General features: G+C 41.2%; 14 protein-coding genes. 1 reads left to right on the top strand and 13 read right to left on the bottom strand.

The genetic code is table 11. The features are described from left to right. Positions 1–11: 11 nt before the first annotated feature. The 4 genes from QW71_RS05205 to QW71_RS05190 form a co-directional block, all read right to left on the bottom strand. Entirely contained in the window at positions 12–1,739 is a 1,728-nt protein-coding gene (locus tag QW71_RS05205; protein WP_039294300.1) for a TnsD family Tn7-like transposition protein, read from the bottom strand. A 71-nt stretch (positions 1,740–1,810) separates the two neighbouring features. Next, positions 1,811–3,556 (bottom strand): ATP-binding protein, encoded by a 1,746-nt coding sequence (locus tag QW71_RS36915; RefSeq protein WP_047013637.1) that lies wholly within the window; start codon positions 3,554–3,556, stop codon positions 1,811–1,813. Continuing rightward, positions 3,549–5,714: a Mu transposase C-terminal domain-containing protein gene (locus tag QW71_RS05195; RefSeq protein WP_052769900.1), complete on the bottom strand. Its 2,166-nt coding sequence runs from the start codon at positions 5,712–5,714 to the stop codon at positions 3,549–3,551. The genes QW71_RS36915 and QW71_RS05195 overlap by 8 nt, the downstream gene beginning before the upstream one ends. A 195-nt stretch (positions 5,715–5,909) precedes the next feature. Further along, positions 5,910–6,731 carry a heteromeric transposase endonuclease subunit TnsA gene (locus QW71_RS05190; protein ID WP_039294298.1) on the bottom strand — a complete coding sequence of 274 codons (822 nt, stop codon included), beginning with the start codon at positions 6,729–6,731 and terminating at the stop codon, positions 5,910–5,912. Positions 6,732–6,967: 236 nt separating this feature from the next. Between QW71_RS05190 and QW71_RS37780 the strand changes: the two genes are divergently transcribed. Continuing rightward, on the top strand, positions 6,968–7,453 hold the full coding sequence (locus QW71_RS37780; protein WP_052769899.1) for a helix-turn-helix domain-containing protein: 486 nt from the start codon (positions 6,968–6,970) through the stop codon (positions 7,451–7,453). Between the two features lie 9 nt (positions 7,454–7,462). Here the strand turns inward: QW71_RS37780 and QW71_RS05180 are convergent, their stop codons facing one another. The 9 genes from QW71_RS05180 to arsC form a co-directional block, all read right to left on the bottom strand. After that, on the bottom strand, positions 7,463–7,648 hold the full coding sequence (locus tag QW71_RS05180; protein ID WP_039294297.1) for a hypothetical protein: 186 nt from the start codon (positions 7,646–7,648) through the stop codon (positions 7,463–7,465). A 1,045-nt stretch (positions 7,649–8,693) separates the two neighbouring features. After that, positions 8,694–9,761: an NAD(P)/FAD-dependent oxidoreductase gene (locus QW71_RS05170; protein ID WP_306766029.1), complete on the bottom strand. Its 1,068-nt coding sequence runs from the start codon at positions 9,759–9,761 to the stop codon at positions 8,694–8,696. Positions 9,762–9,790: 29 nt separating this feature from the next. Beyond that, positions 9,791–10,225: a MarR family winged helix-turn-helix transcriptional regulator gene (locus tag QW71_RS05165; protein ID WP_039294294.1), complete on the bottom strand. Its 435-nt coding sequence runs from the start codon at positions 10,223–10,225 to the stop codon at positions 9,791–9,793. After that, entirely contained in the window at positions 10,212–11,039 is an 828-nt protein-coding gene (locus tag QW71_RS37775) for a class I SAM-dependent methyltransferase (protein ID WP_160311777.1), read from the bottom strand. The genes QW71_RS05165 and QW71_RS37775 overlap by 14 nt, the downstream gene beginning before the upstream one ends. A 104-nt stretch (positions 11,040–11,143) precedes the next feature. Continuing rightward, positions 11,144–11,575 carry a dual specificity protein phosphatase family protein gene (locus tag QW71_RS05155; RefSeq protein WP_039294293.1) on the bottom strand — a complete coding sequence of 144 codons (432 nt, stop codon included), beginning with the start codon at positions 11,573–11,575 and terminating at the stop codon, positions 11,144–11,146. 20 nt (positions 11,576–11,595) lie between these two features. Continuing rightward, on the bottom strand, positions 11,596–11,877 hold the full coding sequence (locus QW71_RS05150; protein ID WP_039294283.1) for an iron-sulfur cluster assembly accessory protein: 282 nt from the start codon (positions 11,875–11,877) through the stop codon (positions 11,596–11,598). Positions 11,878–11,891: 14 nt separating this feature from the next. After that, a complete protein-coding gene (gene arsA / locus QW71_RS05145; RefSeq protein ID WP_039294282.1) occupies positions 11,892–13,667 on the bottom strand; it encodes an arsenical pump-driving ATPase in 1,776 nt (591 codons plus the stop codon). Between the two features lie 32 nt (positions 13,668–13,699). After that, positions 13,700–14,059 (bottom strand): arsenite efflux transporter metallochaperone ArsD, encoded by a 360-nt coding sequence (gene arsD, locus QW71_RS05140; RefSeq protein WP_039294281.1) that lies wholly within the window; start codon positions 14,057–14,059, stop codon positions 13,700–13,702. A 54-nt stretch (positions 14,060–14,113) separates the two neighbouring features. Further along, positions 14,114–14,533, bottom strand: coding sequence for an arsenate reductase (thioredoxin) (gene arsC, locus QW71_RS05135; protein WP_039294280.1), 420 nt, complete (start codon positions 14,531–14,533; stop codon positions 14,114–14,116). Positions 14,534–14,537: the final 4 nt, after the last annotated feature.

Below are 14,537 nucleotides of genomic sequence, written 5' to 3'. Positions count from 1 at the left end.
CTACTTCACTCCTATTGATGTCTGGTCGGTAGATTCAATATTTCATCAAACTTTTTTTGCACACTATCTATTAATGGATGATTAAGGCCAGCAACTTTGAGTAGTCTCCAACCTAATATCCTTCCATCCGTTGCTTCTAACTTTTTTGCCGCCCAAATTATCCTTCGGATTTGAAATGACTCCGTTGAATCCATGCTTTTTATTATGTAAGCATTCGTTTTGGGCAGTTTAGTCATATCTTTAGGTACTTTGGTGAGAACCCTTTTTATAGCTGCTAATGATATTCTCTGAGGTTCTGGTGCATCTTTAATCAAAGTAACCGCATTTATAACGGCTTCCAATAAAAGTTCATCCCTTTCGCCCCAATTGATTCTTACGTAGTTACTAGGGGACAATTTAGGAATATTCCCCATCTCTTTCATTTGAATACTACTTAAAGATTGTTTAGCTTGCTCTACAAAGATCCTCGCCGGCTTTATCATCCTAGAATTCTTCATTACTTCCAGTTGATTCTTTACTGTCCCTGGATCAACCCCTAACTCTTTTGCTTTCTTCCGAAGAGAAAGGGTTGTTGCATTTAATTCGCTTAGTTTCATATACCATTCCTGGCCAAATTCTTTTATTCTCCCTATCCGATACCTATCATCAGAAGATTGATCTGGACCCGTACGCGAGTATATAAATCCACAGGAACATTGAAAGGTTCCAATCGCTTGCTTAGTTTTTGTGCATCGAGATATCTTACAACTTTCAATAACATCAAGTCGATAATGTCCTGCAGCCTTGTTTAAACAGGGCCACGACGCATTACCAAAGGGTGATTGACTATGACTGGATAAGCTCTTTGCGACATTCCCAATGAATTTCACCACTAAAATATGCCTTAGTGGATGTCTTATTTCCTCAGGTGTTCTGATAATCTTATGCAACCAGGTTTCAGAAACACCCATAACTTCGCAGTTCAGATGCTCCAGCAGTTCATCGCCATAAAAATGGCGAAAATTTTGAATTAGTTTCTTAAATTCAACTCTTCCTTTTGGTGTTAGATACCCTTTGCTGTATAACATTTTTTTATACTCTGGCTTACTACTATTTTCTGAACCAGAAGAACGCAGCATTGCAATAGATTGCTCAGCAATATATATGAGAGTGTCCATCCAGTTGGTATCAATACCTACCTCACCCAAACCTTCTTCTCTTATCTTCGATAAAGCCACATATTCAAATTTATGATTTTCCGTACCACATTCGACTTTACTTATGACAAGAGAAGTCCTATGTAAGGGACAGATACTGACACCTGGTAATTGGTGAGATACATGCCAGTAGGGCTCGCATGCCTCGGTTTCAGCTTTATAACATTCTCGGCAAAACCTAAGATACTTGGGGATTTTCACTTTACTAGCTAGCAAGCCCAGGTTTGCATGGATAGTGCCTTGAGCAGCGCCGTTTTTCATTACCCATTCTGAGTGTTCAATTTTGCATTGACTCATAAAGGTTGCGTAATAAGGAAAAAGTGTATGATTGCGTATTAGTTGTTCAGATGAATAACTACTGTTTATTCTGGAGATCAAGGTGTCCAAGTGGCTTGGCAAATCTGCAGCGGAGCATACGAGCTGATTATCAAAAAGATCCTCAATGGTTTGTCTTTGAGTCTTATTACCAGAATTCATATGGTATCTGGCAATTCCGCTATAAAGCAATTCATCTTTATAAAGAGTCGGAAAATAGGCTAGCAATAGAATCCTCCTCTCAGATATCCTATTGCTAGTTTTCCCCTTGTCTTATATTCTTAGTACAAATAAAAGGCTTAAATGATAAGATTTGATAGCTCCTCGTCTGTTGGGATGCTACCGATGTTCATTAATTTCTCGTATAAAGCTTCCTTATCCTTATCATTGCCTACTGCTGCGTTTCTGAGGTCGTCCTCATCAAGTATTTCCTGTTTTCTCTTTCTTTTTGAGCTCTTTTGGGCTGTTTTGTCCCCATTTTCATTTGTATCAGAGTTCTCCCCTTCTCCTACAATAACTGTGTTTGTAATCACCTGAATAAGCTGTTTACGTAAATCCACAATATCCTTGTCAGCCTCATTAGACTGTAGGATTTTATTAGAAACTTCCTCAGCTGCTTCCGAGGATAGCCCGAAATCTACAGCCGTCTTTATGAGTTCAAGATATTTCTCCTCTTCTCGTTCTATCTTCTCGTCCCGCAACATCTTACTTCTAAGTTTGCCTTGAAGATTTACTTTTTCAGAAGATTTTTGTAAATACTGATCTAACACATCCCATTTAGGATATAAATCGTCAATTAAAGCCCAGGCATCCGGATCATTTCGTCTTAGAACCTTAAGCATCGGTTGGACAAGTTGCATATGCTGCTTTGCTACTGCATCCAAAAGACTTAGCTTGATTTTTTCCTTACCATCCCCATCCTCGATAGCCTGCCATTGAGCTAACATATATAACTTAACAGCGATATCAATGATGCCTTGTGAAAGATCGTACATTTTATTGCTCAGTTTTATAGTGAGCGGAGTTTCAGTTGCAGTCCATTGGTATTTCCAAAGACTATTTAGAAAAAAGTCCCACTCTTCTCCTTGAACCAATCGGTCCATTATCATATCCCCTTGCCCGGTACTTCTCCGAGCTTGACTAAATGAACTTGATAGGAGTCTCATTGCCTTAAATGTGCCAACCAATACTACCGGCACACCTATTGTATTAATTAACTGCGTAAAGTAATTTAACATTTTCTCAGCTCCACCGCTCTTCATAAAGCTAAGGTTCTGGATCTCGTCAATTACCAAAACGCCTAAACCGTGTAACGTGGAAATGTGAGCCATTATTGGGATTAACATATCAATAGAGGCACCCTTTGATGCAAACTTCTGAAAGTAATTGGTAGCTAGAATTGAATCTACGGATTGCAAAAAGTTAAAGCACAGGCCCTTTAAAGAGCCATCGAAGGGACAATTCAGCTTAAGCCAAACGATTTGCTTACGTATAAACGGTTGTTCTTTGTATACCGAATGATAAATGACTTGGGGATAGAGAAGTAGTGAGCTTTCTATCGCCGTCGTCTTACCTTGGCCACTTACTCCCAGTATAGAAAATGCTGAAGCTGTAGATCTTACACCGGCAATGTTTAATCCTTCCTGATCAACTCCTCCATCCAGCACATCTCTAAATCCGATATGAAACTGTCTGTTGTATGCTGGAGAGAAGGGGTTACGAGCTTTATACCCGTGACGACCCGCCCTATCGATTCTTTGTGCTACAAGAAAGTGTGAAGGCATAGGTTCAACATAGTCAGATATCTGTTGCACGAGGTGCAATCTCGTCTGTTTCCCTAGCTTTCGCTGGCTAACATCATAATCAGGATATTTTCTGATTTGTAAGGCTACATCCTCCTCTTCGAATATGGGAGGCAACGCCTCTATAAAGGGGTTGTCTTTATAACCCGATATATATTGTTCAGAATAACGGGCTTCTTCTTGTCTCCCAATAAGACTTGGTGAGAACTGATAGCCCCTTGATCCTTGGTTCTTCTTATCCATGATTTATTTCCCCTTCTAATTTTATTTTTGCAAGTAGACCCAGCTTTGATTTGGGCTTATACGCTTCAATATCGGTTACATTATCTTCAAGCACAACTGACTCTTCATCTGTTTTTCCCAGTTCATAAGCTTGTTCTTTCCTCATCTTGTCCTTTTCTACAGCCTTATTTCCTCGGATATTGGATTTACGTTCAGTCTTTGTGAGACTTCTATCCTCATTTTCAACACTACGATCGATCGCTTCCTGAGCAATGGTTTCTAATTTGGCACTTAAAGAAACTTCTTCCTGAACTTCAGTTGTTCTATATAAACTCTTTGATAAACTTTCTTCATACCTAGTTGATTTAACTTCTTCAAGACTCATATTCATAAAACGCGATGACTTAGATAAGAGATTGCATTTAATCATTCCCTTTCCCTGATTTGTTTTAATGTACACATAATTCATGCATCTTCGATCATAAGCAATCACAACTTTGGGTGACTTTCCTTTTATAAACCCGCCTTGGAGAAGTAACTCTTCAGACCCATAATACATCCCCTCAAAATAAATCCCTTCTCGATGCACGGTTACAGTAGCCTCCGGCAATACATTCAAACGAACAATATCAGGATCAATTACCTTTAGAAAATGATTGTGGGCTACTCCCCAGTTCCACAAATCCCTAGCAACTGGACGAACTTTATCTATGGCTTGATCTTTATCAACGGGATAATATTCCATGTAGTGATAATTGTTTCTGTGTAGAACCATTTCGATCATCATCGCTGTAAAATCTTTAAGCGTAAGTTTAGCGTCCAATACATAATCAGGACCACCGCGTTTCTGATACTCTTTCTTCACTGCCCCAGGCGTCCATGGCTGAAGAGTGAGGTTTAAAGTACGAAATTGCTGTTCTACTATCCCTTTCAAATCTGCACGATATGGTGGTGCATTTTTCAATTTAATACCAAGGGCATTACCCAATGAATCCGCATTTTTACTTTCCATTTCACCACGGTCAGCGTAGAATGTTTGTGGCATGTAGTTACAAGGCCACTCTTCTTTCGTAATCGTAACTCCATATTGCTTACAAAATTCAACCTTATCTTCAACAATATTTTCTATTGCCATCATCACGCCAAGCCATGAAGGGCCTTCAAACCCCACGTATAATCCAACAACCATATGACTATAGACATCTACCACAATGTAAACAACCGGCCTGCCGATAATTAAATTGGAGTCATCCGAACTCACTAGGTAAGTGTCTGCAATGGTTGCATCAATTTCAAAAATCTGTCCTGGCCCGGTAGCCTTTCTTGTTTCCGATCCAAGTAAAGGTCTGAAATCACGGTTAAAAGTTACTTCTCCTTCACGCGCGATTAATTGCTTACGCCTGTTAACATATTTTCGAATATGATATCTTAGTTGGGCTATGCTAGGGAGTTCATAATCTGGAGGTATAATGGGTATTTCATATCTACCCTTTTGACGGGTTCCTATGCTATAGTACTTTTTTAGCATTTCAATATAGGTATATCTAATAGAGTCTCTTCTATTTACCTTTAAATACACCTCTCTAATAATTGCATCAAAAATCTTTCGAGTCCCCTCGCCTACGATAACACCGTTCAACTTTGGATCTGTAGATACACTAGTTTTTCTTGGCCTTCCCATTTTTTTTGTAGGATTTTTTGGTTTCCCTCTTCCACCACATTTTCTAAATCTAGGTAATAATGCATTTGGCATCTTTCCACCAGACCAATACTGACGTAAAAACTTGTAATAATACTCCTTTCCTTTACCAGTCTTATTCATTGCGCCTTTAATCATCTGGAAACGTTCTTTTGGATTATAGATATTAGGTTCTATCTCAACCAGTTCCCTAATATAATCCCAAGAACTATCTCTAATTTGAATTTCTCTCTCATTTAATTTTTCATTCGGAACCATAAATCTTAAGTATGGATCAACCTCACGACTAATTATTGATCCCTCAATAATCCCCTGTTCAAAGAAAGAGATTCGCTTGAACTCAGGAAGAGCATTTTTATTAATAATAGAAATGGTAACCACACAATCCTGAGATTGATCCAGCCACAATACTCTTTCACAATCAACAAGCTTTGATTCCTCATTCCTTATATCGAATAGAGCATTTTCAAACACCTGCATTTACTCTCCTCCAGTCACAAGATAGGTTACGGTTGGTATAACAATATTCTCAGAGTCACTAGGGCTAACTATAAAGAAATCAGCCATGGTATCTATCTATTTAAATGACCTGTCTAGCATCATTTCATCAGAGTTAAAGCACGGACCTAGAGTCTCTTCAAGAGAATCATTCCAAAAAATATCATGATTGGACCTCTAATTCTCAAAATGGTTTTTTTGAATATCTAATCGCTTTTGTGTAGGAAGAATTCGTTGTTTCATATTAACTCCCCACAAACGATTAGCAATCAGATAACGAACAATATTCATGCATGTACCCATTGGTAAATCTTTTCGTTTATCGATCTCTAATGTGATTTTTGCCAGTGGCTTATCCTGATTACTAATACATTCAAAGAGAATTGGTTCCAATTCATGCACCAGCTCATTGTTTAGATAAGTTGTATCTTCCAGGTTTTTAGAGGAATACAACCACTCAACATTTTTCACTAAGTCATAGTTAATTTGCTTCTCAGTAATTAATCTCCATTCAATGCCCAAATCTTCGAAGTAACACTTCTCAATTTGGAGTTTCTCTAATACCCTTCGATTTAATTTACCTGATGGTTTAATAGAATGGGCTACAAACCGAACATCCTCTCCTGACTTTATCGTGAGCAACATGTCAGTAGTCATAACAATTGGATATTTGGTTTTCGGATCTATTGGATGCCTTATGCTTAATTTTTCTGCAATAAATAGCGTTTTTTCTAATGAAAGTAACGGATATTGTTCTCTGATATCGATGACATCTAACGCCCATTCCATCTGATAATGATGGGCAAGCTCAAAATGCTCTGAGAAGTAATGATGTAGGCGTCTACTCTTCCAACCTAGAACCCTTGTTACAACTCCAAGTGAAGGAACATCGTGGATTGTTAACCAAGGTTTATACTCTTTAAAATGTCCTTGCCCCCTTCCTTCTTTGATTCGTCTAGCAATCGTTGCTGCGGTGGTACGCCGTCTTCTTTTGGCCACAAATAATCTCCTTCCCAATTAAATCTTATTATGTAGCATTATATGCTACTATTTAGTATTAAAGTTATTTAATATGTTACATTGGATAATAGTAGATTAACCTATTACTTGTCAATGACTATCGTAATATATTTTACAACTCATTAATCATGTGATATCTTTAATTTATGTTATACATTGGATAACGTATTTTTAATTTGGCATTAATATCCAAAGAATTTATTTAGGGGGATCTTATGTTAGTGCTCGGAGAAAGAATCAAGAATACGCGAATATCAAAAGAGTGGACACAAGAAGAATTAGGAAAGAAAATTAGTGTAAATACAACTAAGCACGTGATTTCTAGTTGGGAACGGGGTAAATCAAATCCTGACCCATCACAAATTTATGCTTTAGCTAATACTCTCGAAGTTTCGTCAGACTACTTACTTGGCCTATCCAATTTTCCAGAACCACACTTCCGAGATCCATTCGGTCAGCTATCTACCTTTCCACAAATTGATTATGCTTTTGTAAAAGGAACCTCATGGGACCTACCAAAATTAATTGATTCTGGAATTTCACTTTTTGTAGAAAATAGAGAACTCAGTTACAAAGACAAGCAGATGCTTACTTCAGTTATCGAAACTATTATGAAAAGAATGAAAGAAGTTGAGGATGAAATCAAAGATGAAATGTTTAATGTTATTCCTATCTTGGATGAGGATTCTTCGATTCTCTAAAAGAGTAAGTTAGATCAAAAAATCCTCAGTCAGGTCTAATATTCGTTTACAAATATCGCACTTAACCTGGATAACTAATCCTAGCCCTGTAGGAATAAAGGTGTATGCGAATTTTGCTCCGGCAACATCAACGGGGTCACACGAGTCCCATTTTTTTATTTTCTGCTGCATGTCTTCTGTAATTTCAAATTTCATTTTCCCCCTCCTTTTATCTTTAAATGCATTATCTAAAAACACTTTTGTCTTTATTCCTCTTAATTACTGCCTCAACTATTAGTCATTAATATTTTTATCGTTTTTTAGATATATTATACAAATATAAAATAAAAGATTAGTTGCGAATTGAATCACAGATGTAAAATCCCAACTACGTCTTTTGCTGTTAATTCGGTTTTGTGTTACATATATTCCCCACCGTCATCGTCTCTAATAACACTCGAAACTGTTGATCTGCTCTTCAATTACTTTCACAAATGCAGCGCTTAGATTAGACTCGTATTAGTCAATAAAAATGAAATCAAAAAAGCTGAAATTGCTTGATGGCAACCTCAGCTTTTTTTGATTTTAATAGTGAAAATCGGATCAGAAGTTATGTACTAAACTCATTATCAGTTATGTTAGATCTTGAAAAGTATTGATCTGCGCAATTGTTGACGAGGGCCTCTCGAGTTTTTTCATGAATTTTCAACAACTGATTTAAGACAAAGATGCGTTGAACATTGTCTTCAGTAAACATCAATAATTGCCTTTTGAAATAGTCGATTTGCCTTTGGTAAGCCCAAGAATGCCGAGCGTTTTTTTCGTATATGCTGAGTAACTGTAAATGCAGTTTATAAACATCATCATAGTTCACTGTTAACACCCTCTCAGAATAATAAGCTATTATTCAAACATTCTTCCCACCTTCTATTAATTAATACTGTCATACTAGTTCAATGGTACAATCAGCCTTTATCATACATCTGATGTATTTCTTTATATCTATTTTATTTTACTCATAATCAAGACTACACTGTTCAAAACAAAAAACACTCTAAAAGTTAGAGTGTCTTCAAGTTTGGTTTTTCCCCTGCTTCTAAACTACATAGTTATGTAACGAAATCTATATTTCAAGGCTTACCCAGAGACAGCCTAAAAACCGCTATTTCGCATTTTACTTTCTCGATCAATTCCACAGTTACACTAAATACTTCTTGTACAAATTCGCTAACTGTTTGACTTCCAGTACCTCCAACTAACCTCATCTTCCTAGATAACGGCTAATTTTCCGCACGATATATTTAGCATCCGCCCCAACTCCGCGTATCGTTGCTGAGGCAAAAGAGCGCTGATTAGATAATCCAACATAATAAAGTCCCGGAACATCTGTACTGACACCGGCAACATGCAGGGGTCTACCATCTGATGCAAGTGCACCTGTCCCACTCAGAAAGGGGATATTAGGACGATATCCTGTAGCGAATATCACAACATCAATGGCTTCCCGTTCCCCATTTGCCCAAACAACACCTTCGGAATAAAAACCTGAGAACATTGTTCTCTGATCCGGATTGCCGTTATCTATTTTTTTACGGTATCCTCCAAGGTCGAATACAGAAATCGGACTCGGTGGTTCTTTCCCTATCCGATAAAATGAGAACTTGTCTACACCTGTGATTTTTAACCAGAAGTGTAGATCAAGACCTAAAACACGCTGCGGTGTAAATTGAACCGGCTGCTGAACAGCTAGAGATACATTAGAATGATCGGCAAGCTCAACTGCTATCTGTACACCTGAATTCCCTCGACCGACAACGACAACCCTCTTCCCCAGGAACGATTCCGGGTGTTTATAATCGGAGGAATGAAGAATTTTGCCTTGAAAACTATCCGCTCCTGGAAGACTCGGAAGATGAGGATGATGAAACGAGCCCGATGCGCTAATGAGTGTTTTTGTCCAAAACCTATCTCCTGCTGAGGTTATAACATCAAAGCCACCGTTTCCTACTTCTATTTGTTCTACTTTTTGGTTTACCATTATCGGGAGTTTGAATTTCTCCGCATATTGACGTAAATACGAGATGACTTCATCTCGCAGCGGATACTCATTTGGAGCTTTTGGAAAAGGGTATCCTGGCAATGACGAATACCTGGCGGGAGAAAACAATTTTAAACTATCATAATATTGCGGCCATGATCCCGTGGGCTGTTCACCGGCTTCCAAGATCATATAATTCAGACCTGCCTTTTGCAAATGATACCCGGATGCGAGCCCTGCCTGCCCCCCTCCTATAACTACTGCGTCTAGAGTCTTCTGCAATATATCCACCAACCTCTCCTCATCGAACCAACATGTGTCTAACAGCAGTTATTCTTATTTAGTGCAAGGATTAACAGTTCCAAGCTCTCTGCAACCTGCTCCCTTTTATTCTCCGGAATATCCTTCATAATGTTTCCGAAATAGGCGTTCAGAACGGAGCTGATTTGTTCATGGAGTATCTGCCCCTTTGGGGAAAGTGTCAGCTTTACATACCGCCGGTTATCCGGATCTGTAATCCGTTCAATCCATTCATTCTCGACAAGACCGTTGACTGTTCTGCTCATTGTACTTTTATCAAGATTAAGTACATTGGCCAGATCGATGAGTGAGATTTGCCCGAATAGCCCAATCTCCATCACTGCATGACATTGTCCGATCGTTGCACCACAACAGGCAAGCTGAGTTTTTTCCAAAGCTCCAATATTTTTATCAAAAGCTCTCATTAAATTTCGTAGTAAATCAACGTTTTCCATGGATATCACCTTTAACCCCTCTATACAGGCCATAGCCTATTTTGCCATCCATTACGGCTTTAAAGAAAACCTTCTCATTCACCATAACCTTGGTTACACCACTGACCCCGTGCTTTTGCAAAATCCGTTTAAGGGTTACTACCCTTTCCGGAAAAGTAAGCAGCTTTGAATAATGACTAACATCCCGGTCTTTACGTACCTTCCAGAACCTTTCAGGCTTTGACCACTCTTCATGCTCCGATACAATATCAACGGCGCCTGCCTGTATCAACATATGCTTCCATTCTTCAAGCTCCAAGGGAGTCGTTCCATACCTTTCAGACAGTTCCTCCTTCTCCATGTCTGTTATCCGCTTCTTCCAAATGGACTCATGGATCACCACTCTGCCTCCTGGCTTTACTACGCGAACCATTTCATTAAGTACTTGCTGGGAATCATCCGGAATTCCGACCGCGCATTCGTTAATTACGGCATCGAAAGAGTTATCACTGAAAGGTAATGCCTGGGAGTCCCCCAGTCGAAATGAAATACAGTCTGCTTTGTCCGAACGTTGAGCTGAGTTTGTGGCTGATTGGATCATCTTTTCAGAGATGTCTATCCCCGTTACTTGTACGCCGTAGTTCTCCGCATAGAATATCGCCTGTGTTCCTCTTCCGCTGGAGACGTCCAAGACCCGCATTCCCGGCTTAAGCGCTGCAACCTCCGCTGTTCGCCTCGTTAAATCAAACCCTCCAGGATGGAGCGTTTCAATTCCACTGATTTCAATGGCATCCTCAATTGTGGGTTTATGTATCCCTTTTCTTTTCATCATCATCCCTCCGCCCTTACAATGTAACACACAACAGTTGTAATTTGCAACTCTATAACAAAAAAAGACTATCTCCATTAGAAATAGCCCTTCTGTAAATATGTTTTTATTTACTTGGATGGATAAAAGCCCTTCAGTACCTCACGCATATCCTGCTTGATGTTAATATCCGGACGTTTTTCTTTCGCCAAGGCTTCCGCCTCTTCTACAGTCGTAGCATGGCCAAGTTCCAGCAATACGCCAGTGGCTACCGTTCCTGTACGATTCCGCCCACCAGCGCAATGGAAATACACTGTCTTCCCGCTGTTCACTGCTGCTGTTACCGCTTGGATTGCGGCTTGAACTGAACCTTCCTGGCCGCTCTCATCTTCTACAATGGGAAAATGATGACGGGTCACATGGTCTGGAAAGCCTTCTGCTTTGGTGCCGGTATCCCTCAAGTCAAACACATCGGTAATCTCTTGCTCCTGCAGGGCTTCAAGTAGTGCATTCTCCCCGCCGATATATACTTTGCCTTCGATCAGTTCATGATAATTTGCCATTATAGTTCTCCCCTATCTCTCTAGCAGCAGTTGCTTCCGCCACTTAGTGTTAGTCCTGCACCTTGTTCATCCTGTACGAAATCCAGGGTAAGTCCGCTGACCTGATCAGCTACCCGTGAATCGATGGCCACCTCAACCTCATTGACCATTGTTACGGTATCATCCGCCTGCGGTTTCTCAAGTGCCAACTGGTAGCTGGCACCGCAGCATCCTGCACCACTATAGCCGAAACGCAAGGTGGAAACACCGGCTTCCTTCATCATGTTTTCAATGAATGTTTTCGCTTGATCCGTAATATTCATATTATCCACTCTTTCTACTTTGAACTACTTGCCGAGAGTTCTTTAAGCTGCTCATACCCGGTTACTTCGCTTTGCTTCCAAGGGATGATTACCACATGCCCCTTAGCATTTTGTTCTACCTTCTGAATCCAGTTCAGTTCGGCATGAGCCCGCCCGCTAAGCACAGGATCTGTTGTCCCTGCAGCAGCAAAGCTTTGATTGATCGCCCACCATTTTGTAGGAATACCCGCACGCTTCAAATCCTGTTCCAGGCGTGAGGCTTCATAAACTGGAGTAGCCTCTGCCAGAGTGACAATGACAACACTTGTCTCTTTCGGATCACGAAGTCTCGGCAGTAAATGCTGCACGGAATCCGGAATGACGCCAGAGGAACGGGCGATTTCCTTATGGTATTCCTGAGTGGCATCCAACAATAACAGCGTATGACCGGTTGGTGCTGTATCTATCACAACAAGCTCTTCCTCAGAGCGCTCTACCAAGTCAGCAAATGCTCGAAACACGGCTATCTCTTCGGTACACGGCGACCTTAAATCCTCTTCCAGAAAAGCAAGCCCCTCTTCATCAAGGGAATCTGCATTCTGGAGGATCACCTCTTGCTGATATTTCTCCAGTTCCACCTTCGGATCAACCCGGCTGACGGAAATCTGATCGGAATGATCACCGAATACATATTCCAGATGAGCCGCCGGATCTGTTGTACTGAGATGAACCCGGTGTCCCCGTTCGGCCAGACCAACAGCTATAGCAGAGGCTACAGTAGTTTTCCCCACACCGCCTTTACCCATCGTAAAGATCACCCGAATCCCGCTACCCTCCAAATCGGAGATCAATGCTTCAAGTGAGGGGATGTCAGCGTTCACCTCTACCTGTTGTACATGATCTGAATTCCCTTGGACTGGAGCGAAGAATGCACGCAAGCTTGCGATGCCTGTAACATTAAAGGGAGCTAACGGGATAGTGTAGCTTGCCAGAGCCTGTAGTTCAGCAGGCATTTGTGACAGCGCCTTCTGTTGCCGTTCTACAAAGCTCTTCGCCACTTCATCTTCGTTGATAGATGAAGTAAGTACCCCATTAACCACAAGCAGCTGATTATTGATCCCGGTTTCTTTTAGTTCAGAGGATGCACGTGCAGCTTCCCTTAAAGGAGAAAGCTCCGGACGGGTGACCAGGATCAGGGTAGTCAGGGCCCCGTCCGATAAGGACTTAACCGCTTCATGATATAGCACTTTTTTAGCTTCCAGACCCGCCAGGGGGCCCAGACATGAAGCCCCATGCGTACTTTCATCCAGGAATCCGCTCCAGGCTGAAGGCAGCTGTAACAGCCGCAGCGTGTGCCCTGTTGGCGCAGTGTCAAACAGAATATGATCAAACTGTGCCTTCAATTTCTCATCCGTCAACAAAGTGGTGAATTCATCAAAAGCAGCAATTTCCACCGTACATGCCCCTGATAATTGTTCTTCCATCGAAGCGACGACCGAATCCGGCAACACTCCCCGGTATGGAGCAACTACTTTTGCCTTATATTCTTCGGCGGCTGTCTCCGGATCTAAATTGGCCGCATAAAGATTGGGCACCCCTTCAATGGGAGTCGGATGGTTAAACAGCTCTGTACCGAAAACATCCTGCAGATTGGAGGCTGGGTCCGTACTCACCAGCAGCACCCGTTTGCCGGAGTCTGCCAGCGCTACTGCTGCTGCACAGGCTGTTGAGGTTTTACCCACTCCGCCTTTCCCTGTGAAGAACAGGTACGGTGTCGGCAGCATAGTCAGTGGATCAAAGAGATTAGACATGGTATGCCTTCTTTCTTTTATTGTGGCATCTATTATGACTTTGTCTTGATTTCAAGACGGATACGAGGTTTGGCTATCAATTCAGCTGCGGCAATCCCCGTCCACTGCTCTAACTCTTCATTCGTGGGGTAGCCCTGTTTTTTAACCACTTTCCCGTCCACAAAAGTAACCGGCAATACTTCAGGACCTTCATCAGTCAGCAATTGTCTGACTTCAGCATTCGTAACAAAAGCATCCGGTTCACTGGTTAGATTATATCTAGAAACATCCACAGCTTGCTTCTTCAAGTTATGAACTACAGCAGATATACGAATTAATTCAGGATCAGCTACAGGTCCGCATACACCGGTGGAGCAGCACATCGCCGGATCATAGATTTCAATTCTTTTCATGAACTCCATCTCCTCCTTAGAAATACAGCCGGGAAGCCCCGGCTGTACCCTACATTATTTTCCTGTTTCAGCGAATTGTTTGATGCGTTCGCCCACTTGATCACGAACCCGCTGGAAGACAGCCCATTTTTCTTCATCTGTTCCTTGCGCTTTCGCCGGATCATCAAATCCCCAGTGCTCACGTTTCACTTTAGGCGGAGTAATTGGGCATTTATCTGCAGCGTCTCCACACAATGTAATCACAAGGTCAGCGTTATTAAGCAGCTGCGGATCAATCATATCCGACGTTTGAGCTGAGATATCAATCCCTACTTCACTCATCGCTTGAACGGCTTTCGGATTCAGACCGTGAGCCTCTATACCTGCACTGTACACATTCCATTCATCGCTCAAGTATTTCTTGGCCCAGCCTTCGGCCATCTGGCTCCGGCAGGAGTTTCCTGTACACAAAAAGTAAATGGTTTTCTTATCCATGAGT

Origin of the sequence: Paenibacillus sp. IHB B 3415 (assembly GCF_000802655.2) — a bacterium.
Lineage (GTDB): Bacteria > Bacillota > Bacilli > Paenibacillales > Paenibacillaceae > Paenibacillus_AQ > Paenibacillus_AQ phytohabitans.
Note: the sequence above shows the minus strand (reverse complement) of the source record. Positions and strands in the feature narration are given on the sequence as shown.

Excerpts from the sequence above, each read along its gene's own strand:
- QW71_RS37780 (WP_052769899.1), top strand. The coding sequence starts at position 6,968 with ATGTTAGTGCTCGGAGAAAGAATCAAGAATACGCGAATATCAAAAGAG.
- QW71_RS05150 (WP_039294283.1), bottom strand. The coding sequence starts at position 11,877 with ATGAATATTACGGATCAAGCGAAAACATTCATTGAAAACATGATGAAG.
- QW71_RS37775 (WP_160311777.1), bottom strand. The coding sequence starts at position 11,039 with ATGATGATGAAAAGAAAAGGGATACATAAACCCACAATTGAGGATGCC.
- QW71_RS05180 (WP_039294297.1), bottom strand. The coding sequence starts at position 7,648 with ATGAAATTTGAAATTACAGAAGACATGCAGCAGAAAATAAAAAAATGG.
- arsA (WP_039294282.1), bottom strand. The coding sequence starts at position 13,667 with ATGTCTAATCTCTTTGATCCACTGACTATGCTGCCGACACCGTACCTG.
- QW71_RS05155 (WP_039294293.1), bottom strand. The coding sequence starts at position 11,575 with ATGGCAAATTATCATGAACTGATCGAAGGCAAAGTATATATCGGCGGG.
- arsC (WP_039294280.1), bottom strand. The coding sequence starts at position 14,533 with ATGGATAAGAAAACCATTTACTTTTTGTGTACAGGAAACTCCTGCCGG.
- arsD (WP_039294281.1), bottom strand. The coding sequence starts at position 14,059 with ATGAAAAGAATTGAAATCTATGATCCGGCGATGTGCTGCTCCACCGGT.
- QW71_RS05165 (WP_039294294.1), bottom strand. The coding sequence starts at position 10,225 with ATGGAAAACGTTGATTTACTACGAAATTTAATGAGAGCTTTTGATAAA.
- QW71_RS36915 (WP_047013637.1), bottom strand. The coding sequence starts at position 3,556 with ATGGATAAGAAGAACCAAGGATCAAGGGGCTATCAGTTCTCACCAAGT.
- QW71_RS05195 (WP_052769900.1), bottom strand. The coding sequence starts at position 5,714 with ATGCAGGTGTTTGAAAATGCTCTATTCGATATAAGGAATGAGGAATCA.